The organism is Deinococcus frigens DSM 12807, from assembly GCF_000701425.1.
Taxonomy (GTDB): Bacteria; Deinococcota; Deinococci; order Deinococcales; family Deinococcaceae; genus Deinococcus; species Deinococcus frigens.
In genome coordinates this window covers 1-25,461 of record NZ_JNIW01000033.1, presented here as the reverse complement: position 1 = coordinate 25,461, position 25,461 = coordinate 1, and the positions used below count along the sequence as shown (strand labels likewise).

19 protein-coding genes and 2 pseudogenes are annotated in these 25,461 nt (G+C 66.7%); 8 read left to right on the top strand and 13 right to left on the bottom strand.

Annotated elements, in window-relative coordinates:
• Positions 1-8: 8 nt before the first annotated feature.
• Complete coding sequence (locus Q322_RS0112200; protein ID WP_029478192.1) at positions 9-551, top strand: hypothetical protein; 543 nt, start codon at positions 9-11, stop codon at positions 549-551.
• A gap of 12 nt (positions 552-563) precedes the next feature.
• Here the strand turns inward: Q322_RS0112200 and Q322_RS0112195 are convergent, their stop codons facing one another.
• From Q322_RS0112195 to Q322_RS0112175, 5 genes are read right to left on the bottom strand one after another with little or no spacing between them, the layout of a single operon-like run.
• Positions 564-1,682, bottom strand: coding sequence for an NAD(P)/FAD-dependent oxidoreductase (locus tag Q322_RS0112195; protein ID WP_029478191.1), 1,119 nt, complete (start codon positions 1,680-1,682; stop codon positions 564-566).
• Positions 1,679-2,494: an SDR family NAD(P)-dependent oxidoreductase gene (locus Q322_RS0112190; RefSeq protein ID WP_029478190.1), complete on the bottom strand. Its 816-nt coding sequence runs from the start codon at positions 2,492-2,494 to the stop codon at positions 1,679-1,681. Before Q322_RS0112190 ends, Q322_RS0112195 begins: the two co-directional genes overlap by 4 nt.
• A 37-nt stretch (positions 2,495-2,531) precedes the next feature.
• Positions 2,532-4,109, bottom strand: coding sequence for a 5-oxoprolinase subunit PxpB (pxpB, locus tag Q322_RS0112185; protein ID WP_029478189.1), 1,578 nt, complete (start codon positions 4,107-4,109; stop codon positions 2,532-2,534).
• Positions 4,110-4,889, bottom strand: coding sequence for a LamB/YcsF family protein (locus tag Q322_RS0112180; protein ID WP_029478188.1), 780 nt, complete (start codon positions 4,887-4,889; stop codon positions 4,110-4,112). It abuts the gene before it with no gap.
• Positions 4,890-4,927: 38 nt separating this feature from the next.
• Positions 4,928-6,124, bottom strand: a complete 1,197-nt coding sequence (locus tag Q322_RS0112175) for a trans-sulfuration enzyme family protein (RefSeq protein WP_029478187.1) — start codon at positions 6,122-6,124, stop codon at positions 4,928-4,930.
• 95 nt (positions 6,125-6,219) lie between these two features.
• Between Q322_RS0112175 and Q322_RS0112170 the strand changes: the two genes are divergently transcribed.
• The 3 genes from Q322_RS0112170 to Q322_RS0112160 all read left to right on the top strand — a co-directional run bounded on the left by Q322_RS0112170 (position 6,220) and on the right by Q322_RS0112160 (position 10,093).
• Positions 6,220-6,930: a PucR family transcriptional regulator gene (locus Q322_RS0112170; RefSeq protein ID WP_029478186.1), complete on the top strand. Its 711-nt coding sequence runs from the start codon at positions 6,220-6,222 to the stop codon at positions 6,928-6,930.
• Positions 6,931-7,028: 98 nt separating this feature from the next.
• Positions 7,029-8,405 (top strand): aminotransferase class III-fold pyridoxal phosphate-dependent enzyme, encoded by a 1,377-nt coding sequence (locus Q322_RS0112165; RefSeq protein WP_051668496.1) that lies wholly within the window; start codon positions 7,029-7,031, stop codon positions 8,403-8,405.
• 179 nt (positions 8,406-8,584) lie between these two features.
• Positions 8,585-10,093, top strand: a complete 1,509-nt coding sequence (locus Q322_RS0112160) for a CoA-acylating methylmalonate-semialdehyde dehydrogenase (protein WP_029478184.1) — start codon at positions 8,585-8,587, stop codon at positions 10,091-10,093.
• A 283-nt stretch (positions 10,094-10,376) separates the two neighbouring features.
• Here Q322_RS0112160 and Q322_RS0112155 read toward each other — a convergent pair whose 3' ends face one another.
• The gene (locus Q322_RS0112155) at positions 10,377-12,506 is read right to left on the bottom strand and encodes a molybdopterin-dependent oxidoreductase (RefSeq protein WP_029478183.1); all 2,130 of its coding nucleotides are present in this window, start codon (positions 12,504-12,506) and stop codon (positions 10,377-10,379) included.
• Positions 12,507-12,871: 365 nt separating this feature from the next.
• On the opposite strand from Q322_RS0112155, the gene Q322_RS0112150 reads away from it, so the two are divergent.
• Entirely contained in the window at positions 12,872-13,924 is a 1,053-nt protein-coding gene (locus Q322_RS0112150; protein WP_051668495.1) for an LLM class flavin-dependent oxidoreductase, read from the top strand.
• A 319-nt stretch (positions 13,925-14,243) separates the two neighbouring features.
• Here Q322_RS0112150 and Q322_RS0112140 read toward each other — a convergent pair whose 3' ends face one another.
• From Q322_RS0112140 to Q322_RS21780, 6 genes are all read right to left on the bottom strand, one after another.
• Complete coding sequence (locus tag Q322_RS0112140) at positions 14,244-15,653, bottom strand: NCS2 family permease (protein ID WP_029478180.1); 1,410 nt, start codon at positions 15,651-15,653, stop codon at positions 14,244-14,246.
• Between the two features lie 84 nt (positions 15,654-15,737).
• Positions 15,738-17,090, bottom strand: a complete 1,353-nt coding sequence (guaD, locus tag Q322_RS0112135; RefSeq protein ID WP_034418488.1) for a guanine deaminase — start codon at positions 17,088-17,090, stop codon at positions 15,738-15,740.
• Positions 17,087-17,929, bottom strand: a complete 843-nt coding sequence (gene xdhC / locus Q322_RS0112130; RefSeq protein ID WP_034418486.1) for a xanthine dehydrogenase accessory protein XdhC — start codon at positions 17,927-17,929, stop codon at positions 17,087-17,089. Before xdhC ends, guaD begins: the two co-directional genes overlap by 4 nt.
• Before the next feature lie 93 nt (positions 17,930-18,022).
• On the bottom strand, positions 18,023-20,380 hold the full coding sequence (gene xdhB / locus Q322_RS0112125) for a xanthine dehydrogenase molybdopterin binding subunit (protein ID WP_029478177.1): 2,358 nt from the start codon (positions 20,378-20,380) through the stop codon (positions 18,023-18,025).
• 63 nt (positions 20,381-20,443) lie between these two features.
• Entirely contained in the window at positions 20,444-21,865 is a 1,422-nt protein-coding gene (locus tag Q322_RS0112120; protein WP_029478176.1) for a xanthine dehydrogenase small subunit, read from the bottom strand.
• Positions 21,866-22,094: 229 nt separating this feature from the next.
• Entirely contained in the window at positions 22,095-22,454 is a 360-nt protein-coding gene (locus Q322_RS21780) for a hypothetical protein (protein ID WP_029478175.1), read from the bottom strand.
• Between the two features lie 147 nt (positions 22,455-22,601).
• Here Q322_RS21780 and Q322_RS22490 point away from each other — a divergent pair, with 147 nt between their 5' ends.
• From Q322_RS22490 to Q322_RS20970, 3 genes and pseudogenes are all read left to right on the top strand, one after another.
• The gene (locus Q322_RS22490; RefSeq protein WP_084147968.1) at positions 22,602-23,708 is read left to right on the top strand and encodes an FAD-binding dehydrogenase; all 1,107 of its coding nucleotides are present in this window, start codon (positions 22,602-22,604) and stop codon (positions 23,706-23,708) included.
• Positions 23,709-23,891: 183 nt separating this feature from the next.
• Positions 23,892-24,413: an FAD-binding protein gene (locus tag Q322_RS22485; RefSeq protein ID WP_245593243.1), complete on the top strand. Its 522-nt coding sequence runs from the start codon at positions 23,892-23,894 to the stop codon at positions 24,411-24,413.
• 81 nt (positions 24,414-24,494) lie between these two features.
• Positions 24,495-25,148 (top strand): annotated as a pseudogene (locus tag Q322_RS20970) (HAD family hydrolase).
• A gap of 53 nt (positions 25,149-25,201) precedes the next feature.
• Here Q322_RS20970 and Q322_RS24560 read toward each other — a convergent pair.
• Positions 25,202-25,461, bottom strand: a pseudogene (locus Q322_RS24560) (IS4 family transposase); the annotation flags it as partial.

Sequence of the window (25,461 nt, the reverse complement as noted above, 5' to 3'; positions counted from 1 at the left end):
ACCTCCGTGTGAGTGGCTGGAACAATCCCACCATCTACGCTGGGCAAACTCGCATTGCCATTGAAACTAACGACTGGCGGGTACTCGACGACCTGTACTCATACACGCTCCGATTTTCTGGACCGCAGCTCAATGCTGGAGCCATTCTGAATTCCCTGAATCCAGATAGGGCCACCGAAAAGATCGCATTCACTGGCATATTCGAGTCAGGCGGCATCTATGCCCTCATCACTCCTACTTTTGGATATTGGTCCACCAAGACTCAAGGAGGCGAATTCCTGAACAGCGGCAACATCATTTTGACAAGCAATATCAATCAGGCAAGGCCAGGGCGGGTCGAATTTAGATCGTACAACGACGATGGCAATTTCAAGTTTTTCTCCAGCATCGATGATTTCCAACTCGCCCTCGATCCTTACCGAGGTATGTTCAAGACTCAGAAATGGGACGCGCAGCACCTCACTCCTGCGCTCATCCTCAAGCTCAGTGGGCATTTTGGGCCGGACGCCTACACCGTCGTTTCACCTAAGACGGTCACGAGGCAGCCCTGAGCCAGCCGAGTGTCACACCTGCAAATCCAGCCGCCTGACCTCTGACCCGGCAAAACGCTCAATGCTCAGCGGCGAGACATCAATAAAGGGTGTCTCGCCCACGGCGATCTGCGCCATCACGCGGCCCGTGGCGGCGGCCTGCATCACGCCGTGGCCGGAAAAGCCGCAGGCGTTGAGCCAGCCGCCCACGCCCGGCATGCGGCCCACCACCGGAAAGCCGTCCGGGGTGAGTTCGTAGTAGCCCCACCAACTGGCCTTGCGGTCCAAAGAGGCCGTTTCTAGCCACGGCCAGCGCTCCAGCGCCAGGGTCAGGGTGGGTTCCAGCCAGTCCCAGTTGAGGCCCTCCTTCCAGCCGGTGTCGCTGGGATCGGCCCGCCCGAAGATCAGGCGCTGACCCTCCGAGCGCAGGTAGACGCCGCTGGTCAGGTCAAAGGTCATGGGGACGGGGCGGGGCAGATTCAGCGGCCCGGTGCTGAAGACCATGCGGCGGGCGGGCTGAACGGGGATTTGTAGACCCGCCAGCCTCCCCACCTCGCCGGACCATGCCCCGGCAGCGTTCAGGAGTTGCGGGGCCTCGAATGTGCCGCCAGGCGTGTTCACCCGCCAGACCTCGCCCCTTTTCTCGATGGCGGTCACGGGCGTATCTACCACCACCCGCGCCCCGGCTTCCCGCGCCAGGCGCACGTATTCGTGGTTGAGGCTGTGGGCATCCACCTTGCCGTCGGTGGGACAGTAGCTGCACCCGCCCAGGCCAGCGCTGTCGAAATCGGCGTACCGCTGCGCCTCGGTAGGTGTCAGGACAACGGAGGGGATGCCCAGGCTCTGTTGCAGGGTCACCGCCTCCCGGTGTGCGGCCCAGCCAGATTCGGGAATCAGCATCAGGTAGCCCTCGGCGCAGTACCCCGACTGCGGCATGGCGGCGTATTCGGCGATGCTCTCGCGCGACAGCAAAATGTTGGTCTCGTTGTGGAACTGCGCCCGCACCCCGGCCACGCTCCGGCCCGTGGAGCCGCTGGCGGGGCGGTCCCTGTCCAGCACCACCACATTCAGGCCGCGCCCCGCCAGCCGGTAGGCACTCGCCGCACCGATGATCCCGGCCCCGATCACGATGATGTCGGCGGTTTGCGTCATTTCAGGTCCGCCTCGATCACGGGAAACCCCGCCACCGGATAGGTGTCCACGTTGGCGCTGCGCTGCTGCACCAGCACGCCGCCGTCCACGCTGATGAATTGCCCGGTAATGTACGAGGCGTCGTCGGAGGCCAGGAACAGCGCCGCCCCGGTCATGTCCTCGGCCACGCCGTAGCGGCCCAGCGGCACGATCTTCTCGCGCTCGCGCAATTCCTTGTCGGTCAGGCCATAGGTGTTGATGAAACCGGGCACCACGCCGCACACGCGCACGCCATAGGGCGCGAGGTCCAGCGCCATCGAGCGGGTCATGGCCTCGATGCCGCCTTTCGTGGCGTCGTAGGCCACGTTGCCCCGGTGGGCGCGTGTGGCCCCGCCGGAAGAGGTGGTCAGAATCACGCCCCTGCGCCGCCGCGCCATGATGCGGGCCGCCCGGTGGGAACACAGAAACACACTTTTCAGGTTGACCTTCTGGATGCGGTCCCACCATGCCTCGTCCGCCTCCAGAAAGTGCCGGGTGGTGTCGATTAAAGCGGCGTTGTTGTACAGCACGTCTACGTAACCGGATTCGGCCTCCACACGGGCGAACATGGCGTCCACCTGCGCGGCGTCGGACACGTCGGCGCTCACCGCCAGGGCAGCGCCGCCCGCCGCCGTGATCTCGTCCACCACCGCCTGCACCATGTCGGTTTTGATGTCGTTGACGGCCACCTTTGCGCCCTCGGCAGCGAAGCGCAGGGCCACCGCCCGCCCGATGCCGCCGCCCGCGCCGGTGATGAGGACGGTCTTGTTTGTAAAACGCTGGGGGTTGGTCATGCTTTTTCTCCTGTGGGCGTTTGAGTGGGTTTGAGAGTCAGTTTGTGCAGTCAAGATCAGCCGACATAGTCCAGCGACGCGCCCAGTCTTCCGGCGTGCCGGACAGATCAGGTTGCAATGAAACGAGCTGACCGGGCCGCAACTGTGCCGCCAGCGGCAAATCCTGGGGGTGGACCACTGCCGGTTTGTGGTAGCCGCCGATCCTTCCCCGGTCTGCCAGCAGGAGGATCGGCTCCCCGGCGGGCGTGACCTGCACCGCGCCGGGCGGGGTGGCCTCGCTGATGACCTGACCGCCCGGCACCTGCTGGCTGCTGTGGGTGCCGCTCAGGCGCAGGCCCATGCGGTCACTGCCAGCCACGCGGAAGGGGCCGCTGCCCAGCGCTTCCAGGGCTTCGCGCGAGGCTTGTGGCCCCGGCAGCAGGCGCAGGGTGATGTGCGCGGGCAGACTCAGCGGCAGACTGGCGAAACCGGGGAGGGCGTTTTGCACGCGGGCCAGTCCCAGCACGTCGCCTGCCCGCAGGGGCCGCCCCACCCGGCCAATCAGGTCCGTGCTGCTGCTGCCCAGGAACGGCGTACCCGCAAAGCCGCCCGCCACCGCCAGATACGCCCTTGCGCCCGTCTGGCCAGAGCTAAAGCGCAACGTCTCACCTGCCCGCAGCCGGAACCCCCGTTGCATCGGCTGGCCCACTGGGCGCATTCCAAATCCGGCCACGCCCACCACTACGTCGCGCAGGGCGGTCAGAACCGGACCCTTTAGCGTGAGTTCCAGCAGCGGCGCGTCGGGCGCGTTGCCCACCAGCCCGTTGGCGAAGTGGGCCGAACGTGTATCCAGCGGGCCGCTGCGGGCCAGCCCGACATGCGCCTGCCCCAGCCGCCCGCCGTCCATCAGCAGGTCCAGCAGGCCGGGCCTTTCCACCCGCAAGGCCGGCAGGCGGGCTTCGGCGGGCCACGTCTCGCGCACGGCGGGAAGGGGCGGCGTCTCACCCTCCGTGGGCCGGAAGCGCACCCGGTCCCCTGGCGCAATCAAGAACGGCGCGGCGCGGTTGGGGTCATAGATGGTGTCCAGCGCCGTGCCCAGCAAATTCCAACCTCCTGGCGACGGCAGCGGATACACGCAGGTCTGGGCATTGGCGACGGCAACAGCGTTAAACGGGACGTCCGGGCGCGGGGTGGAGCGGCGGGGCAGGCGAAGGGGTTCGGGAACCTCGCCCAGAAAGGGGAATCCGGGGGTGAAGCCCACCGCGTAAACGTGATAATCGGACCCCGAATGCAGGCCGATTACCCCGGCCTCGCTTAGGCCCGTGCGCGCGGCCACATCGGGCAAGTCGGGGCCGTCGTAGCGCACCGGGAGTTCGATCAGCCTGCCCTCAGCGCCCGCAGAGTCGTCGAAACTTGCCAGGTGCCGCGCCACCCATTCGCGCACCGCCGCGCCGGACACCAGCGCCTCGTCGTACTCGACAAACAGATTGACATAGGCGGGGCCGAGGTCCGTGACGCCCGTCAGCCAGTCAGCCCGGAGCGCCCGGTGAAAGGCGTGCAGGCGGGCGTTCTGGCGCAGATCAAGCTCCTGCGAGAACTGGACATAAAGGCCGGTGGCGTGGGCGGGCCGCTGCATTCAGAAAGACTCTGGGTGGGCAAATGAGCGCACTTTCACACCTGCCGCCTCCAGCGCCTCACGCACCGCGCGGGCAATTTGCACGGCGTTGGGATTGTCGCCGTGGATGCACAGCGAATCCACCTCGAATTCAAAAAAGCCCCCGTCAATCGCTTCAACCCGCCCCTGCGTCGCCATCATCAGCGCGCGGCGGGCGGCCTCGGCGGGATCGTGGATGCTGGAGCCGGGCATGGAGCGCGGGGCCAGGCGGCCACCCTGCAAATACGCGCGTTCGGGGAAGGTTTCCAGCACCACCGGAACGCCGAGTCTGCGTGCCTCTACCTCCAGCAGCGTGGCGGGCAGGACCATCAACGGCAACGCTGGATCGAAATCGTGGGTGGCCTGGGCAATCGCCTCAGCCGTCGGAGCGTGCGTCCAGGCGCGGGTGGAGAGTGCGCCGTGCGCCTTGACGTGTTGCAGCCGCGTTCCCGCCGCACCGGCCATCCCCGCCAGCGCCGAGATCTGATACAGCGTGTCGGCGTAGACCTGATCGGGAGCGGCCTCCATGATCCGCCGCCCGAAGCCCGGCAGATCGGGATAGCTGGGATGCGCGCCGATGCCCAGGCCGTGCTTTGCCGCCAGCGCCACCGTGCGCTGCATGGTCAATGGATCGCCCGCGTGGAAGCCGCAGGCGACATTCACGCTGCTCAGCAGGGGAAAAAGGTTGGCGTCGTCGCCCAGCGTCCAGGCCCCGTAGGACTCGCCCGCGTCGGCGTTAAGGTCAATGGTGCTGCGGGTCATGCGGTCAGGCTAGCGGAAAAGTCCGGGAGGCGGCTCATTTATGCCGGTTCGCCCACCCGGACTGTTTCCAGCGCCGCCAGCATGTCCTGCACCAGATCGTCCGGGTCCTCGATGCCCACGCTCAGGCGCACCAGGCCAGGCGTCACCCCCTGACGCAGCAGCGTTTCCTCGCCCAGCAGCGCGTGGGTGGTGCTGGCGGGGTGGCAGGTCAGGCTCTCCACGTCGCCCAGGCTGACCGCCTGCGTAAACAGTTTCAGGCTGTCCAGAAAGGTCATGGCGGCCCCCATGCTGCCCAGGTCCAGGCTGACCAGACCGCCGAAGGCGCGCATCTGCCTGGCGGCAACCTCATGGCCGGGGTGGTCTTTCAAACCGGGGTAATACAGCGCCTGGGTCGCTGGATGACCCTGCAAGGCGTCCGCCAGCGCAGCCGCTCCGGCGCAGTGGGCGTCCATTCGCAGCGGCAGGGTTTTCATGCCGCGCAGGAACAGGTAGCCCTCGAACGGCCCCAGTGACGCGCCCACATGCCGCAGCCCGACGCCGCGCAGCTCGGCCAGCACGTCCGCCGGACCGGCCACGACGCCGCCGATCGCGTCGCCATGCCCGCCCAGGTACTTGGTGGCGCTGTGCATCACCAGATCAAAGCCGTGTTCCAGGGGCCGGGTCAGGTACGGCGTGCTGAAGGTGCTGTCGGCCACCGTCAGCGCCCCCACCGCCTTTGCGGCCCGCGCCACCCGCGCCAGATCCAGTATGCCCAGACGCGGATTGGTGGGCGTTTCCAGCCAGACCAGCCGCGTCTTTGGGGTCAGCTTGCCCTCCAGATCGGCCTCGTCGTGGGCCTCGTGAACGGTCACGCCGAATTTGGCGGCCACCTCCAGCAAAAAACCTTCGGTGCCGCCGTAAAGTGGGGCCAGAAACACCACCTCGTCGCCCGGCTTCAGCAGGGTCAGGGCGATGGCCGACACCGCGCCCATGCCGCTGGCGAAGGCCACCGCGTCCTGTGCGCCCTCCAGATCGGCCAGTTTTTCCTCGAAGGCGCGCACGGTGGGATTGGTCACGCGCGAGTAGAAATAGCCGCTCTCCTCGCCTGCGAACAACCGTTGACCGCGTGCGGCGCTGCCGTAAGCAAAGGTGCTGGTGGCATAGATCGGCGTGGCGTGCGCGCCCGTGGCCGGGTCAATCCCCTGCCCCGCGTGGACGGCGCGCGTGCGAAAGCCGCGTGGGTCTGAGTCGGACATGCCTTCATCTTAGGCCAGGCTGCCTAACGGGCGTTCGTTAGAGGCGGACGGGCCAGGACTCCCATCAGGACTGGGCTGCGGCTAAGCTGGGGGCCATGCTGCCCACCCTGGCCGAGTTGCTGACCCTCCCGGCCTTTGCGGGTGCGGAGGTCAGGAGCGGCCACGCCCGACTGGGGCAGCCGATCACCTGGGTTCACGTCTCCGAGATCAGCGACGCCGCCCGCTTTCTCAGCGGCGGCGAACTGCTGCTCAGCACGGGGACGCCGCTGGCCGGGGGAGACGGGGGGGCGTATCTCCGCTCGCTGGTGGGCGGCGGGGCGCACGGACTGGCGCTGGAGCTGGTCCGCGAGGTGCGCGAATTGCCCCCGGCGACGCTGGACGCGGCCCGCGAGTCTGGCTTTCCGCTGATCGTCTTCCGCCAGGAGGTGAACTTCGCGGAGCTGACCCGCGCGGCCCACGCCCGGATTCTCAGGCCGCCCGCCGCCGTCAGCCCGCCCTCGCTGGCCCCCCTGACCGACGCCCTGAACGAGACGGGCCGCGCCGCCGACTTCGTGGCCTCGCACCTGGGGACGGTGCTGGCCCTGCCGCCGCGCCCGCGCCAGACCCTGCTAAACACCCTGAGCGCATTGCTGGCTTGCAATTTCAATGTCGCCGAATCCGCCCGTGGTCTGGGCGTGCGCCGTCAGACGGTGTATTACCGCCTGGAACAGCTCCGCGCCATGCTGGGCGATCTGGACGATCCCCGGCGGCAACTGGGCCTGCTGCTGGCGCTGGAACTGTCCAGGGGTTCGGAGTCGGAGAGCTGAGCGCGTTTTGGACACCCTGTCTCTTGAGTCCGGCGCGCTGAAAGGAGGACAATAGCAGGCAGCATCCTGCTTCAATTCTCTCGCCCGGAGGTTCGTCCATGACCAGCACCGAAGAGCGCCCCGCCGTCAGCTCTGGAACCGTCGCGTCTGCCCACGACATCGCGCAGCAGAACCGCGACTACACCATGTTCTCGTGGTCCGTGCAGGGTGGGCCGCTGCCCCCCGTGATGACTGGCGGGAAGGGCAGCCACTTTTACGACGGCGACGGCCACACCTGGCTCGATTTTTCCAGCCAACTGATCAACCTGAACGTCGGCCACCAGCACCCGCGCATGCTGGAGGCCATCAAGAAACAGGTGGACACCATGTGCTTTGCCGGGCCGTCCTTTGCCACTGAACCGCGCGGCGAGTTGGGGCAGAAGCTGGCCGAGGTCACCGGGCTGGCCAAGACCTTCTTCACGCTGGGCGGCAGCGAGGCCAACGAGAACGCCATCAAAATTGCCCGCCTGGTCACGGGCCGCGACAAGATCATCACCCGGTATCGCAGCTACCACGGCGCGACGATGGGCAGCATGACCGCCTCCGGTGACCCGCGCCGCTGGCCGGTGGAGCCGGGGGTGCCGGGCGTGGTACGCGCCTTTGACCCTTACTGCTACCGCTGCCCCTTCGGCAAGACGCCAGATTCGTGTGGCCGCGAATGCGTGTCCCACATTGACGAAATCATTCAGATGGAGGGGCCGGACAGCATCGCCGCCATTCTGGTGGAGGGCATCACGGGCAGCAATGGCCTGCTGGTGCCGCCCGACGACTATTACCCCAAACTGCGGGCGTTGTGCGACAGGTACGGTATCCTTCTCATTACCGATGAAGTGATGAGCGGCTTCGGGCGCACCGGCAAGTGGCTGGCGACGCAGCACTACGGCATCAAACCCGACATCGTGACCTGCGCCAAGGGCCTCACCAGCGGCTACATGCCGCTGGGCGCGTGCATCGTCAGCCAGCCGATTGCCGATTACTTCGACACTCACATGCTGTGGGGCGGCCTGACCTACAGCGGCCACCCGGTCTGCTGCGCCGCCGCCGTGGAAAACCTGGCGATCTACGAGGACGAGGGCCTGTTCGAGAACGCGCTGGAGCTGGGCGCGTACCTGGGGGGGCGGCTGGAGGCCATGAAAGCGAGGTACGCCTGCGTGGGCGACGTGCGTTACAAGGGCCTGTTCAGCGTGCTGGAGCTGGTAAAGGACAAGGCGACGAAGGAACCGCTGGCCCCTTTTGGTGGCACCTCGCCGGAGATGGGCCAACTGGCCGCGCACCTGCGAAGCAAGCAGGTGTACGCCTACAGCCGCTTCAATTTCGTGTGGGTCTGCCCACCGCTGTTGATCACGAAGGAGGAATTGGACGCCGGGCTAGACGTGTATGAGGAGGCGCTGGCGCTGGTAGACGCGGCGATTGCGGGCGGGGTGGCAGCGGACTAGAAAGGTTCGCTTTGCTCACCCCCCCCCAGCCGCTACGCGGCGGCCCCCCATAAAGAGGGGCTGGAAAGGACAAAAGCGCCTGATCGTTCGGCTCCCTCCCTCTTTCTAGGGGAGGGTTGGGGAGGAGGTAAACCGCAGACGCCCGCTCAGCGTTCCCTGAATGACACGGAGGTACACCCATGACCGCAGTAACCGAAAAAACCCAGACCCTCACCCACTGGCTGAGCAACGCTCCCGCCGAGGGAAAGTCGGGCCGCACCGCTCCCGTTTACAACCCGGCCACCGGGCAGGTTCAGGCGCAGGTGCCGCTCGCCAGCGCCGCTGAAATTGACGCCGTGGTGGGGGTTGCCACCGCCGCCGCCCAGAAGTGGCGTTCCAGTTCTCTCAGCGTGCGCTCCGGCGTGATGTTCAGGTTCCGGGAGCTGCTCTCGGCGCGGCGGGATGACCTGGCCCGCATCATCACCCGCGAACACGGCAAGGTGCACAGTGACGCGCTGGGCGAGATCGCGCGCGGACTGGAGAACGTGGAATACGCCTGCGGCATTCCCAATCTGCTGCGCGGCGGCTACTCCGAACAGGTCAGCATGGGAGTGGACGTGTACAGCATCCAGCAACCGCTGGGCGTGGTGGCGGGCATCACGCCGTTCAACTTTCCGGCGATGGTGCCGCTGTGGATGCTGGGCAACGCGCTGGCCTGCGGCAACGCCTTTATTCTTAAACCCAGCGAGAAAGACCCCTCTGCCGCCAACTTCATGGCCGAACTGCTCAAGGAGGCCGGGCTGCCCGACGGCGTGCTGAGCGTCGTCCACGGCGACAAGGAGGCGGTGGACGCCATTCTGGAACACCCCGGAATTGCCGCCGTCAGTTTCGTGGGATCCACGCCGATTGCCAGGTACATCTACGAGAAGGGAACCGCCGCTGGCAAACGCGTGCAGGCGCTGGGCGGCGCGAAAAACCACATGCTGGTGCTGCCCGATGCCGATATCGGCATGGCCGCCGACGCTGCCGTGTCTGCCGCTTACGGCTCGGCGGGCGAGCGCTGTATGGCGATCAGCGTGGTGGTGGCGGTGGGGGACTCGGGCGATAAGCTGATCGACGCCATTCAGGAGCGCCTCCCTGCCCTCAAGATCGGCCCCGGCGACGTGGAAGGCAACGAGATGGGGCCGCTGATTACCCGCGAACACCGGGACAGGGTGGCCGGATACATCGCGTCCGCACAGGAGCAGGGCGCAAAAGTCGTGGTGGACGGGCGTGACGCCAAGTTTGACAACGATGGCTTCTTCCTTGGCGTCTCGCTGCTGGACGACGTGAAACCCGGTATGGACGCCTACGACGATGAAATCTTCGGCCCGGTGCTGTGCGTGGTGCGGGCCGACAGCTACGCGGAAGGCCTGAAACTCATCAACGACAACGAGTACGGCAACGGCACCGCCATCTTCACCCGCGACGGCGGTGCGGCCCGCCAGTTCCAGTTCGATGTGGAAGTTGGAATGGTGGGTGTCAATGTTCCTGTGCCTGTTCCCGTCGCGTACTACAGCTTCGGCGGCTGGAAGGCCAGCCTGTTCGGCGACACGCACATGTACGGCCCGGAAGGCATCAAGTTCTTTACCCGCAGCAAGGTGATCACCTCGCGCTGGCCCGATCCGGCGGGAAGCAAGGTGGATCTGGGGTTCCCACAGACCCGGTGACGAGACCCCTTACCCCCAACCCCTTTCCCCACGGAGAGGGGCTTTCTGTTGCCTGCCCTGGCGAGGGCGGAACCGTGGAATCTGTCATCTTTCGACCCTCTCCGCAGGGGAGAGGGTGCCGCGCCAGCGGCGGGTGATACGGATTCCGATTGAATCGTTTGCAAAAACGGTGAAATCCGAACGGAGCGAGTAGAAAAAAATACGGGTTTCGCGTATGGATTAACACTCCGGCGCTTTCCCGGAGTGGTAAGGAATTAAGCGGAATCCGTATGAGGGGGTCCCTTCAGTCCGCCGCGCTTTCCGCAACATCGGCCGCCGCGTGCAGCGTGATCGGCGTGCCGTTCACCGCCGCATTCCCCGTCAGGGCGTCTACCCGACGGGAATCGGTCAGGTCATTCAGGCTGACCCCGGCGTGTTCCGTTGCCACGCTCAGGCGCACGCCCGCCCGCGAGTGGCCGAAGCCGTGCGGCAGACAGGCCACGCCGGGCATCAGCGTATCGGTCAGTTCCAGCGGCACGGTTACCGCGCCCACGCGGGAACGAACTTCCACATCCTGCCCGTCCGCGAATCCGGCGGCGTCGGCGGGGTTGAGTTGCAATGTGCAGCGCCCCGGCCCGCGCATCAGGCGGGGCGTGTTGTGCATCCACGAATTGTTGCTGCGAAGCTGCCGCCGCCCGATCAGCACCAGCGGGGGCGGCGTGACTTCCAGCGCCGTCTCCAGCCGTGGCAGGTCTGCCAGCATCGGCGCGGGGGCGAGGTTGACGCGGCCCTCAGCGGTCAGCAGGCGTTCAGGAAAACACGGTTGCAGCGGGCCGTAATCCACGCCGTGCGGATGGGCCTTCAGCTCGTCCAGACTGGTGCTGTATGGGCCAGCCTGCAAGCCCATATTCAGCTTTTCCTCCGGTGTGCTGCCCGCCTTGCCCGTCAGTCGCTCGGTCAGGCCCATGAAAATCTGGTAATCAAAGCGCTGATCGTCGGCAATCGGGAAGACGGGCAGCGAGTACCGCGCCGTGTTCTGCACCGCCAGCAGGTGAAAGGTCACGTCGTAGTGGGCCACTTCCAGCCCGAAGGCAGGGGGCAGGATGACGTGGGCGTGGCGGGTGGTCTCGTTCAGGTACGGGTCGATGCTGACCATGAATTCCAGCCCGTCCAGCGCCGTGTCCAGCGCCGCGCCGTCTGCGGTGGACAGCACCGGGTTGCCCGCCACCGTGACCAGGGCACGAATCTGGCCGTCGCCGGGGACTGTCATTTCCTCAGTCATGGTCACGTTGGGCAGCTCGCCGTCAAATTCAGGCAGGCCACGTACGCGGGACATGAAGCGCCCGTGGTAGACCGCGCCCTTCCTCGCCCGCTGAAGCAGGTCATAGGCGGGCCGGGTGAACATCGCGCCGCCCTCTGAATCCAGGTGGCCGGTCACGGCGTTCAGGACGTTGACCAGCCACTGAGACAGCCCGCCGAACTCTTGAATGCTCAGGCCGATGCGCCCGTAGGCCACGGCGCGTTCGGCGGCGGCAAAGTCGCGGGCCAGCGTGCGGATGGTGTCGGCGCTGACTCCGGTCAAGCCTGCTACCCGCTCCGGCGCGAAGGACTGGGCCGCGTCCTGTACGGCCTCCAATCCATCGCTGAATTCGGCCAGATGTCCCAGCCTTTCCAGCCCCTCGGCAAAAATCACGTTCAGCAGCGCCAGCAGCAGGTAAGCATCGGTGCCGGGGCGGATGAAATGGAAATCGGTGGCATGATCGGCGCTCTCGGTGCGGCGGGGGTCCAGCAGCACCACGCGCCCACCGCGCTCGCGGATGGCCCTCAGGCGGCCCCGCACGTCCGGCGCGGTCATGATGCTGCCGTTGCTGGCCAGGGGGTTTGCGCCCATCATCAGCATAAAATCGGTGCGGTCGATGTCGGGAATGGGCAGTAAAAAGGGGTGCCCAAACATCTCCGCGCCCGCAAAGTGGTGGGGCAACTGGTCGATGCTGGTGGCCGTGAAACGGTTGCGGCTGCCGATGGCCCGCACCAGTCCGCCCGCCGAGAGCAGCGTGCCGCTGTTGTGAACGCTGGGATTGCCCTGAAAGGTGGCGACTGCGTCCGCGCCGTATTTCTCGCGTATCGCCCCCAGCCGCACCGCCACGTAATCCAGCGCCTCGTCCCAGTCCATCTCAACCCAGGTGTCGCCGTCGCGCCGTATGGGCCGTTTGAGGCGGTCCGGGTCCGCGTGCAGGTCGGGCAAGGCCGTTCCCTTGGGGCAGATGTGGCCCTGGCTCAGCGGGTCAAGGGGATCGCCGCGCAGATCGGTCACCTTGCCGCCCTGCACGGTGATTTGCAGGCCGCAGATGGCCTCGCACAGGTTGCAGGCGCGGAAATACACGCCGTCGGCAGGCAGGGGGGCGGCGGCATGGGCAGGGGTGGGGTGGGTCATGGGCGAACCTCCAGAGGTTATAAAGTGCCGCCAGTCTGGCACATGGGGCGTGTGCGGACGGAGGGCGGCCCCGCCCAGAAGGGAGCGGTGGGTAGGCCGGGAATCCAACTCCGGCCCCACCGCTGTTTCCCGCTGGCGCGTTTAACTCCTGATCAGCCAGATGGAGCCGCCTGTTCAGCCTCAGCGCGGCCCATACGGAGTGCCGCCGATGTCGAAGGCCAGCCGGGAACGGGCGGTGGACAGGGGCCAACGACAACACCGTGACGAGCGGGCGCGGAGCAATACTGTTCATAATACAAATCACTTTGAAAAACAGAGTAGATTTTGACAGAGGTGATCCGCCAGACCGCCCAGGGAGAACGCCCATGCAAATAGGAATCGACAGCTTTGCCGCCGTGGTTGCGGACCCCCAGACCGGCGAGATGCTTCCGCCCGCAGACCGGCTGAGCCACCTGCTGGAAGAGATCGAGGCGGCGGACCGCGCTGGAATCGACGTCTTCGGCATCGGCGAACACCACCGTCCGGAGTATCTGGACTCTGCGCCCACGCTGATTCTGGCGGCGGCGGCGGCCCGCACGCAGCGTATTCGCCTGACCAGCGCCGTGACGGTCCTGAGCGCCGACGATCCGGTGCGGGTCTTCCAGGATTTCGCCACGCTGGACCTGCTGTCGCGCGGGCGGGCGGAACTGGTGGTGGGCCGGGGATCGTTCGTGGAGGCGTATCCGCTGTTCGGCCTGGACCTTCACGACTACGACTCGCTGTTTGCCGAGAAGCTGGAGCTGCTGCTGAAAATTCGGGATGAAACGCACGTCCACTGGTCCGGGCAACACCGCGCTGCGCTGACCGGGCAGGGCATCTACCCACGCCCCCTACAGCAAAAGCTGCCGATCTGGCTGGGCGTGGGCGGCACGCCGCAATCGTTTGTCCGGGCCGGGATGCTGGGGCTACCCCTCATGGTGGCCGTGATCGGCGGCGATTTCCGGCAGTTCCGGCCCCTGGTGGACCTGTACCGTCAGGCGGGGGCGCGGGCCGGTTTTGCCCCGGAGCAGCTCCAGGTGGGCGTCCATGCCTTCGGCTTCGTGGGTGAAACGAACGGGGCCGCCGCCGACGCCTTCTGGCCGGGCTATCAACGCCTGTTTACCACCATCGGGCGGGAGCGCGGGTGGCAGCCCCCCACGCGCGAGCAGTTCGACGCGGCCTGTGGGCCAACTGGCCCCTATCTGATCGGCGATCCGCAGGCGGTGGCCGAGAAGGTGCGGTACATCGACAGTGTGCTGGGCGGCGTGTCGCGCCTGACCTTCCAGATGACCAATGTGCTGCTGCCCCACGCCGAAATGCTGCGCGGCATAGAACGGCTGGGAACGCAGGTCGCGCCGCTGGTCCACGGGGGGCAGGCGGTGGCGGGTGGGCGGTCTTGAATTGAGAGCATTTGTCAAAAGAGCGGCTTGCTGTTGACCGAACCGAGTGGGTGAATTTTGCCGAGCATCTGGGGGAACGGAAGCTTCCAGTTGTCTTTTCTCTGATGCTGTCATTCGGATCAATGTTCTACGCCTCTGCGGCGCGGCTCTATCTCCTTTCCAAGACAGCCCAGTTGGCTGCGCTGATGATCCGGTCCGATGGCATGTTCCAGATGCCCGCCCTGAAACGCCCGCGAATACGGCAAGAGAGGGCGGGACCACGGTGCATCCCCGGCCCCGCTTATCGGCGAGTGTGTGTGATGTTGGACTTTCTGAACCCCTAGCCCTCGGTCAGCCAGATGTAGCGGGCCAGCAGCAGGGCCGCGACCCCGTACAGGATGGGGCTGACCTGTCTGGCCCTGCCGCTCAGCAGCTTGATGGCGCAGTAGCTGATCACGCCCAGGCTGACGCCGTTGGCGATGGAAAAGGTCAGCGGCATGGTGATGATGGTCAGAAAGGCCGGAAGGCTGTCGGCGATGTCATCCCAGTCGATGTGGCGCACGCCGTCCATCATCAGCGCGCCCACCAGGATCAGCGCGGGGGCGGTGGCCGCGCCGGGAATGGCGGCGGCCAGCGGCCACAGGAACATGCTCAGCAGGAACAGCACCGCCACCGTCACGGCGGTCAATCCGGTGCGTCCACCCTCACCGATGCCGGCGGCGGACTCCACATAGGCGGTGGTGGTGGAGGTGCCCATGAACGCGCCGAACATGGCGGCCAGGCCGTCCATCGAGAACAGGCGGCGGGCGCGCGGCATGTTGCCCTGCGCGTCAATAAAGCCTGCGCGCTGCGACAGTCCGGTCAGGGTGCCGGTGGCGTCGAAGAAGTCCACGAAGAAGAAGGTGAAGACCACGCTCAGCAGGCCCAGTCCCAGCGCACCTGCAATGTCCATCTGACCCACCAGCGCGCCCGGCCACACCGGCGTGCCGAAGATGCCCAGGAAGGGGCCGTCGAAGCCGGGAAACGAGCGCAGCGCACCCTCCGGCCCGCCCGCGTACACGGCGGCCCCGGTCACGATGCCCAGCAGGGTGGTGGCCAGGATGCCGTACAGGATGGCCCCGGTGACCCGGCGGGCCATCAGCGCGGCGGTCAGGATCACGCCGAGACTGGCCAGCCACACGGTGGGCGAGGCCAGCGAACCCATGCCCACCAGCGTGGCCGGGTTGGCGATCACGATGCCCGCGTTCTTGAGGCCCAGGAACGCCAGAAACGCCCCGATGCCCCCGGTGATGGCGTATTTCAGCGAATTGGGAATGGCCTGCACGATGGCCTGCCGCGCCCCCAGCACGCTGAGGACCACGAACAGCACGCCGCTGATGAACACCGCGCCTAGCGCCGTTTGCCACGCGATGCCCATGCCCTGGACCACCGTGAAGGCAAAAAACGCATTCAGGCCCATGCCCGGTGCCTGGGCGAAGGGATACCTGGCCACCAGCCCCATCGCCAGCGAGCCAAAAGCCGCCGCGATGGCGGTGGTCATCAGCAGTTGCACGAAGGCGTTGGGGACATCAATGGCTGTGGACAGCACCTGCGGGTTGACGAACAGGATGTAACTCATGGTCAGGAAGGTGGTCAGGCCCGCGCGCATCTCCTGCTTGACGTTGGAGTTCTGGGCCGTCAGGCCGAAATAGCGGTCCAGACCCGACAGCGGGGCGAGGGTGGTGGGGCGGGGAGCGGCAGGATCAGACATGGGTTCTCCTTGGCTCGTTGTGGCATTGCCTCAAGAGCTGTGCGTGAAGATGTTTTCAGTGAATCGGGAGGGGACAGACCAGCGTTACGACGCCAGGACAGGCGATTGTTTTGGAACGGATTCGGAACTGCTGAGGCCGGGCCGGGCGTAGACCTCGCCCCCGCCCACCCAGACCTGCGCCACATCGGCCTGCGTGCCGCCCGCGAACAGCGCGGCCAGGGTCTCGGAAGGGCTGCTGGCGTGGTCCAGAATGGCCTCTAATGTGCTGCCCTGCGGCGGACACAGCCACACGGCATCAAACGCCTTGCCCGCGCTGAAATCCCCGATCTGACCGTGCATGTCCAGCGCCTCGGCCCCGGCCCGCGTACACAGGTACAGCAGGTGCGCGGGCGTGAGGGGCAGGCCGTCCTCGCCCAGAAGCTGCTGCATGAAGTACGCCTGCAAGCCCTCCTTGAGCAGCGAGAAGCCGGTGCCGCCGCCCACGTCGGTGCCCAGGGCGACATGCACGCCCGCCGCTAAGTGGCGCTTCAGGGGAAAGGGGCCGCTGCCCAGCGCCGAGTTGCTGCACGGGCAATGCGCGGCGGTGCAGTGGTGCGCGGCCATCTGGCCCAGCTCGCGGTCGGTGGTGTGGATGTTGTGAGCCAGCACGCTGCGCCGTCCCAGCAGCCCGGCACGGTCATAGGTGTCCAGGTAGTCCAGGCGGCCCGGAAACAGTTCCCTGACGGTCTGGACCTCGCGCACGTTTTCGTTGATGTGGGAGGTGAAATGCACGTCCGGGTACTCGCTGACCAGCGCGGCGCAGGCGTCCAGAATGCCCTCGCTGGCCGACAGGCTAAACCGCGGCGTGACGGCGTAACGCGCGCGGCCCACACCGTGCCAGCGCTCGATCAGCGCCCGGCCCTCGCTGTAGGCCAGATCGGGGGTGGTGTGCAGTTCGGGGCGCAACATGCGGTCACTGACCACCAGCCCCGCCACCGTTCGCAGGCCCGTCTGCGCGGCTTCCTCAAAGAACAGGTCCATCGCCCCTTTAAAGTGCGAGCCGAAGACCAGCGCGGTGGTGGTGCCGTTGCAGCGCAGGCCGTGCAGGAAATCCTTTGCGACGGCGCGGGCGTAGGCCGGGTCAGCCAGCCGCGCCTCCTCGGGCAGGGTGACGTGTTCCAGCCAGTCCAGCAGCGGGCGGCCCAGCCCGCCGATCACGCGGACCTGTGGGTAATGAACGTGGGTGTCGATAAAACCCGGCAGCAACACCCCGCCGTGCAGATCGTGGACTGCTGCTTCCGGGTGTGCGGCGCGCAGCCCGGCAAAATCACCGCTCTGGACGATCACGCCGCCGTTTACCAGCAGTCCGCCGTCCTCCTCGACGTGCAGGGCGTCGGCGTCCGTGAAGGGGCTGGAGGGCGTGTGCATGAAGGCGGCGCGGTACAGGGTGGGGGTCATGGTTGCCTCTGAATCAGGGGAGCGGGGAGGGCGGCGGCCTGATCGGCTTCCAGCCGCTGCACGAGTTGCGCGGCCACGCTGAGGGCGATCACGGCAGGCGTCTTGCCCGCCATGCCCGGCAGGCCGATGGGGGTGGTGATGCGCGCCAGGTCCACGTCGCCGTGCCCCTCGCGCCGCAGTTGGTCCTGAAAGCGGAGCCACTTGACGCTGGAGCCGATCAGCCCGATAAAACCCAGATCGGGCCGCCTCAGCGCCGCGTCGCACAGGGCGGCGTCCTCGGCGTGGTCATGCGTCAGGATCAGGATGTGAGCGCCCGGCGAAAGCTCGTGCAGCGTCATTTCAGGGATGGGGGAGTGGTGAACTTCCACCCGCGCCGCGCCGTCCATCAGCGGGGCCAGCCGTTCCGAGGTCAGTTGCGCCGCGCGCGAATCCACCAGATGCAGGTTCAGCGGCAGCCGCGACAGGATGCGCCCCAGCTCCAGCCCCACATGCCCGACGCCGAAGATGGCGATGTGCGGGCGTACTGTCTGGAGGGGTTCCAGCAGCAGCGTGACCTCGCCGCCGCAGCACTGGCGTCCGTGTTCGTTGCTGGCCCCATCGGTCAGGCGCAGGGTCAGCAGTTCTGGCGTGGTGGCCGACACGTTTAACATGGCCCGCGCCCGCTCGGCGGCGGTGGCCTCCAGGTTGCCGCCACCCACGCTGTCCCAGCTCGCGTCCGCGCTGACCACCATCTTGGCCCCCGCCTCGCGCGGCGCATGGCCCCGCACGGCGGCGACGGTGACCAGCACGCCGGGCGTGGAAGTCTCGGTGAGGTGTTGAACGGCAGAGAGCCAGTTCATGAGACTGGGTGGCGGGAGAGGACTGCAACAGGGCCTTCAACGCCCTCCCTCCCCGTGGCAGAGGGCTGGGGAGGGGGAGCCACCATCAACGGCTCAGTCATCCGCCGCCACCGGCTCGCCCTGGGCCTGCCGCGCCTCTTCCAGCGCCCAGAAGACGGCTTCGGGTGTGGCCGGAGAGGCGAGTTCCTGCGCCCGTCCAGCGGGACCGAAGGCGGCAGCCGCCTGGCGCAGTGCTTCGCGGGCGCTGATGCCCAGCATCAACGGCGGTTCACCCACGGCCTTGCTGCCGTACACCACGCCGTCCTCGGTGGCACGTTCCATCAATGCCACGTTGAACACCTCCGGCATCTCGCTGAAGCTGGGCAGTTTGTAGGTGCTGGCAGCCTGGGTGGACAGGCGACCCCGGTTGGGGCCATCGGACTCGTCCCAGCGCAGCTCTTCCAGCGTCAGCCAGCCCGCGCCCTGCACGTAGCCGCCCTCTACCTGCCCGATGTCGATCAGCGGCGAGAGGCTGTCGCCCACGTCCTGCAAGATGTCCACCCGGCGCGTGCGGTACAGGCCGGAAAAGCCGTCCACCTCCACCTCTGTGATGGCCGCGCCATACGCGAAGTACTTGAAAGGTTCGCCCTGCATTGCCACGCGGTCCCAGTGCAGGCCCGGTGTGCGGTAAAAGCCTGCCGCCCACAAGTGCGTGCGGAGGTAGTAGGCGTCCTTGACCAGTTGCTTGAAGTCCATGCCCTTGTCGGGGTGGCCCAGCGGATAGACCAGACCCTGCTCGAAGCGCACGTCGTTCGGGTGCACGCCCAGCGCGCCAGCAGCGACATCCGACAGCCGTTCCTTGATCTGCTCGCAGGCGTTCTTGATCGCGCCGCCGTTGAGGTCCGCCCCGCTGCTGGCGGCGGTGGCGCTGGTGTTGGGCACCTTGTCGGTGCGGGTGGGGGCCAGGCGCACCCAGCCTACCGGCACGCCCAGCGCGGTGGCGGCCACCTGGATCATCTTGGTGTGCAGGCCCTGGCCCATCTCGGTGCCGCCGTGGTTGATCAGCACGCTGCCGTCCTTGTAGACGTGGACCAGTGCCCCCGCCTGGTTGTAGGCGGTGAAGTTGAAGGAGATGCCGAATTTTACGGGCGTGATCGCCAGGCCGCGCTTGGTGTGCGGGTGCGCGTCGTTGAAGGTGCGGACCTCTTGCTGCCTGGCCCCAAAGTCGCCGCTGACCAGCAACTGTGCCCACAGGTCTTCGAGGCGTTCGGCGTGGCGCACCGGCTGACCGTAGGGGGTGGCCTCGCCGGGCTGGTAGAAGTTCAGGCGGCGCAGGTCGTGCGCTTCGGTGCCCAGCAGCGGCGCGCAGCGGCCCAGGATGTCCTCGATCACCAGCATGCCCTGTGGCCCGCCGAAACCCCGGAAGGCGGTCTGGGAGGTCTTATTGGTCCGGGCGATCCGCCCCTGCACCTCCACATGCGGGATGTAATACGCGTTGTCGATGTGGCACAGCGCCCGCGCCATCACGGGCTCGGACAGGTCCAGGCTCCAGCCGCCGTCGCTGGTTAAAGTGGCTTGCAGGGCGCGCAATGTGCCGCCCTCGTCGAAGGCCACTCTCCAGCGGGCGTGAAAGGGATGCCTCTTGCCGGTCATGGTCATGTCCTGGGTGCGGTTCAGGCGCAACCGGACCGGGCGGCCCGTCAGGACGCTGCCCAGCGCGGCGATGGCGGCGTACCCGTGCGGCTGCATCTCCTTGCCGCCGAAGCCGCCGCCCATCCGCAGGCACTGCACCGTGACCTGCGCGGCCTCCAGGCCCAGCACATGCGCCGTGATTTCCTGCGTCTCGCTGGGGTGCTGGGTGCTGGACTGGATGAAGATCTGCCCGCCCTCATCGACGTAGGCCAGCGCGGCGTTGGTTTCCAGATAGAAGTGTTCCTGGCCGCCAAACTCGAACTCGCCCTCGAAGGTGTGGGCCGCGCCCTCAAAGCCCAGCGCGATATCCCCGCGCCGCAGGGTGGACTGCGCGCCCTGGAAGGAGTCGGCGGCGATGGCGTCGTGAATGCTGATCAGCGAAGGAAGCTGTTCGTACTCGACTTCCACCGCCTGCGCCCCCAGCCGCGCCGCATCGATGCTGTCGCCCAGCACCCAGGCCACCGCATGTCCGTGGTACATGACCTCGGTGGGGAAGAGGGGTTCGTCGCCCTTGACCCCCGCGTCGTTCGCGCCAGGAACGTCATCGGCGGTCAGCACACGCACCACGCCGCCCACGTTGAGGGCCTGCGAACAGTCCAGGCGCGTCACGCGGGCGTGGGCGTGCGGGGCCTGCACCGGCCAGGCGTGAAGCAACCCTGACAGGCGCACCCTCAGGTCATCGGTGTACAGCGCGTGTCCAGTGACGTGCGCCGAGGCACTCTCGTGCGGCACGGCGTCACCGACTGCGCCGCCAAGCGGGCGTTCATGCAGGCTGGTCATGGGGTCACCTCCGGTGAAGGGTCTGGGCGTTGGATGTCGCAGAGAGGTCTGAACCAATCAGAATTACCCACGGACCACTTCCTGTTTCTCGTAAAAGAACTTCAGCAGCGCCTGTTCCAGCATGGCGGCGCGGTACTTGGCGCTGGCGCGGTGATCGCTCAGCGGCGTGCCTTCCTGGCCCATCAGGCGGGCGGCCTCGCGGACGTTGCGTTCGGTCCAGGGCTTGCCGGTCAGGGCTTCCTCTGCCTTCAGAGCGCGCAGAGGCGTGGCGGCCACGCCGCCCAGTCCGATGCGGATGCGCCTCACGTTGTTGCCGTCTAGTTCCAGGGCGATGCCCACGGCCACGCTGGAAATGTCGTCGAAGCGCCGCTTGGCGTACTTGTAAAAGCCGCTGACGGGCGCGAGGGGCAGCGGAATTTTGACCGCGCGAATCAGCTCACCGTCCCGCAACTCAGTCTGGCGGTAGCCCCTGAAGAACTCCGAGAGCGGCACCTCACGCTCGCCCCCCCGCGAGGCCAGCAGCAGCGAGGCGTCCAGCGCCAGCAGCGTGGGTGGGCTGTCGCCGATGGGGGAGGCGGTGCCGATGTTGCCGCCCAGCGTGGCGCTGTTGCGGATCAGGCGGCTGGCGAACTGCGGGAACCACTCGGCCATCAACGGAATATGCCCGTTCAGGCGGCGCTCAATGTCCGACAGATTCAGGCCCGCGCCGATGCGGACGTGATCCTCGTGCCACTCCAGCTCGCGCAGTTCGGCCAGCCCGTCCACCGCAATCGTGACCCCGGCCCGCGCGTGACGGATATTGACTTCCACGCCCCAGTCGGTGCCGCCCGCCAGCAGGGTGGCGTCGGGGTGTTCGGCCAGCAGCTCCAGCGCCTCCGGCAAGTCGGCGGGGCGGTGAAAGTCGCCGTCGGGGGTGGACAGGTGCGTGGGCGGCGCGGCGGGGGCCGGGCGGGTCCGCAGCGCGGCCATCGTGTCGCCTTCGGGCGGCGTGCCCAGCGCGTGCGCGGCGTCCTGAATGGGGCGGTAGCCGGTGCAGCGGCACAGGTTGCCGCTCAGCGAGTGGATGTCAAAACCATTGGGCGCGTGGTGTTCGCCGTCCTGGCGCTCGGGCCGGTAGTACTCGGCGGCCATGCTGACCACGAAGCCGGGGGTGCAGTACCCGCACTGCGAGCCGCCCCGCACCGCCATTTCTCCCTGAACAGGGTGCAGGTGGTCAGGGGAGCCGATGCCCTCGGCGGTGATGACCTCCTGGCCGTTCATGGCCGCAAGCATCACCAGGCAGGCGTTGACGCTTTCCAGCCGCGTGCCGCCCTGCCCGTCGGGGCGCGAGACCAGCACCGCGCAGGCCCCGCACTCGCCCTCGGCGCAGCCTTCCTTGCAGCCGGTCAGGCCGCCGTCCCGCAGCCAGTTCAGCAGCGTGGTGTGGGGCCGCACGCCCTGGAGTTCTCTGGGTTGACCATTCACCGTGACCGTCAGACTTTCCATGCCCTCCTCCTTTCCTCGTAACACGACAAAACCGGCGTTCCATTGCACCCAGATTTCCATAGGAAATCAGGTGCATGGTTCACGCCGGTGATGAACAGGGCGGGTCGCTGGTTATCCATGCAGAACAGCAACCTAGTTTGATGTGATTTGATTCTACGCCTAAGTATCTGGTTTGCCAAGACCCCTGGCACAGGGCTGGACCCGGTCTAAAAAGACAGTGAAAGGACCGTCACATCGGCTGCATCGGTTTGAGGGGTTTCATGGGCGTCATCGGTTTCATCTCGCTCTGGCCGGTGCCATCTGCCACATCCTCCAGCTCCAGGTGTCTGGCCCCTTCCAGCGGGGGGGCCTGATCCAGCGAATGCAACTGCCCCTGCCCAAGCTGGAAATAGACTGAACCGTCTCCGGTGTGAACCTCCACCACCGCGCCGTCATCCGTCTGAAACAGGGTGGGGGACTCCTTCCACGCGCCTGTGGTGGCGCTGCTGCTCTGGCGCTGGCCGCCGCTGCTGACGCGAATCACAGTCTGGTCGCCCTGATTCTCCAGCACGACGGTCTGCCCGCCCTTCAATTTTGCCTGGTATGCCATGCCTGACCTTAGCGGGCGCGGCGGCTGTTCCCCTCCGGGTTGTCTCAAAAAGCGTTGAGCCTCGCTTCAAACGGGTGCGGCGGTGCGGCACAATGGCCCATCTCAATTTTTCACCGTCAGGCGGACCACCGGCCTGGAGGAGACCCCATGACCACTCAAAGCGTGACGACCCAATACACCGACATCATCGTGATCGGCGCGGGCCTGGCCGGGCTGGTGGCCGCCGCCGAGGCCGCCGACGCGGGAAAGCGCGTGCTGCTGCTGGACCAGGAGGGCGAGCAGAACCTGGGCGGGCAGGCGTTCTGGTCCTTCGGGGGGCTTTTCGCGATCAATACGCCTGAGCAACGGCGTTTAGGCATCCGTGACAGCCATGAGCTGGCCTGGCGCGACTGGCAGAGTACCGCAGGATTTGACCGCCCGGAGGATTACTGGCCCCGCAAATGGGCCGAAGCCTACGTGGACTTTGCCGCTGGGGAAAAGTACGGCTGGCTGGCGTCGCAGGGCGTGCGCTTCTTTCCCGGCGTGGGCTGGGCCGAGCGCGGCGGGCAGGGCGCATCTGGCCCCGGCAACAGCGTGCCGCGTTTTCACATCACCTGGGGCACCGGGCCAGGGGTGGTGGAACCGTTCGAGCGCCGGGTGCGGGAGCATGTGGCGGCGGGGCGCATCGCCTTCAAGTTCCGCCACCGCGTCCGTGGCCTGAATATCTCAGGCGGCGTGGTGCATGGCGTTCACGGCGACGTGCTGGAAGTGTCGGACGTGTTGCGCGGCGAGCAGAGTTCAAGGGTGGTGGTGGACGGCTTTGATCTGAACGCGGGGGCCGTCATTCTCACTGCCGGCGGCATCGGCGGCAATCAGGAACTGGTGCGGAAGAACTGGCCCACACAGCGCCTCGGCCCCGCGCCCGAGGTCATGATTTCCGGCGTGCCGAAGCATGTGGACGGCGCGGCGCAACAGATGGCCGAGGCGGCGGGCGCGCACCTGATCAACCGGGACCGCATGTGGCACTACACCGAGGGCATTCGCAACTGGAACCCGGTCTGGCCCATGCACGGCATCCGTATCCTGCCTGGCCCCAGCAGCCTGTGGCTCGCGCCGGACGGCACCCGCCTGCCCTACCCCAACTACCCCGGCTTCGATACCCTGGGCACGCTGCAACACATCACCACGCACGGTTACCCGTACACCTGGTTCGTGCTGAACCGGGCGATCATCAAGAAGGAGTTCACTCTTTCAGGGGCAAGCAAGAAGATTTAGACGGCTCACCGTATCCCGGCTAGCCTGCCCCAATCGCCCTCACCGGGCGTTTTTGCGTGTCCACCACGTCTCAAATCTGAGAGCCTACTGACTCCGTATTCCGTCATCCTAAAAGGCAGTGAACAGAACCTCGATCTGACGGACCGCGACTGGCGCAAGGTGGCCGGGCGGCTGGGCAAAAAGGTGTCGCCCTCGGTACAGGCATTTATGGACCAGGGCGCGGATTTTGTCGTGCGGGACAGCCTGCCTGACCTGGTGCGCGGCATGAACGAGCTGACTGGCCATGACGCGGTGGAGTTCGGGACGGTGGCGCGGGAGGTGGCGGACCGGGACCTCCAGATGGCCAACGTGTTCGGCAAGGACCCGCAACTGGCGATGGTGCGCGGCGCGCGTGCCCTGATCAACGAGAGATTGATCCGCATCGTCAAGCCCGCGCCGCTGCTGGACCCGGCTGCGGGGCCGCTGATCGCCGTCAGGCTGAACATCCTCACCCGCAAAACGCTGGGCGGCCTGGAAACCGATTTGCAGGCGCGCGTGCTCCGGCCAGACGGTCAGCCGATGCCGGGGCTGTACGCGGCAGGGGAGGTCGCGGGTTTCGACGGCGGCGGGATGCACGGCTACCGCTCGCTGGAAGGCACCTTTCTAGGCGGCTGCCTGTTCAGCGGACGGGTGGCGGGGCGCTGCGCGGCGGCGGCGCTGGATTGAAGGCCGGGCCAGACCTCGCCATAAAGCCCCGGCCAAGCGCCGCCCATCTGCCGCCCCCGCGCCGCCGTTACCCTGGCGGCCATGACCCCTTACCACGCCATCATCCTCGATCTGGACGGCACGCTGGTGGACAGCAACGACGCCCACGCTCGTGCCTGGGTTCACGCTTTTTCAGACGGCGGGTTTTCGGTATCTTTTGCTGACGTGCGGCCCCTGATCGGCATGGGCGGCGATCAACTGGTGCCGCGCCTGACCGGGGTGCAGCCGGAGGGCGAACAGTACGAGCAGCTCTCCCGCGCCTAGAAGGATCACTTTCAGCGCGGCGAGCTGCCCACCGTCCGCGCGCAGCCGGGCGTGCGCAAGCTGGTGGAGGAACTGCGGCGGCGCGGTCTGGATCTGATCATCGGGACCTCGGGCGACGCGGAGGTGGTGGAGGCCCTGCTGATGCGCGCGGACGTGGCCGATCTGGTGCCGCAGCGCACGACCGCCTCGGATGTGGAGGACTCCAAGCCCGCCCCGGACATCGTGAAGGCGGCGCTGAAGAAGCTGGGCCGCAAGGCCGGTGAGGTCCTGATGCTGGGCGACACGCCCTACGACATCGAAAGTGCGGGCAGCAGCGGCGTGGATACCGTGGCCCTGCGCTGCGGCGGCGATGAGCGGCTGGACGGGGCCATCAAGATTTATAACGATCCGCTGGACTGGCTGGCCCACCTGGACGAGTTGCCGCTGGGTTAGGGTTGAGCTGAGGCTGGACGGCCCATCAATGGTTCGGACACTTTTAGCCGGATTCAGGCTGCCTTAACCCCCAAATCCAGCGGCCTAGACGGGTGTTTTTCTAATTCAGTAAATCGCGACTGAAGACCCAGATTGCTCAAAATTCGCCAGGCCAGGAGTCGGTTGTAGGCCCGTCGTTTGATGTCCTCATAGGAAAACACTCGTGAAGTGGCGGGACGTTGCTGGAGGCCGTTGGCCTCCAGCAAAACCTCTGCCCGTCCCAGGCTCAGCGCAAAGGATGAGGCATTCCAGTGGTTCTCCAGTGCCACCGTAG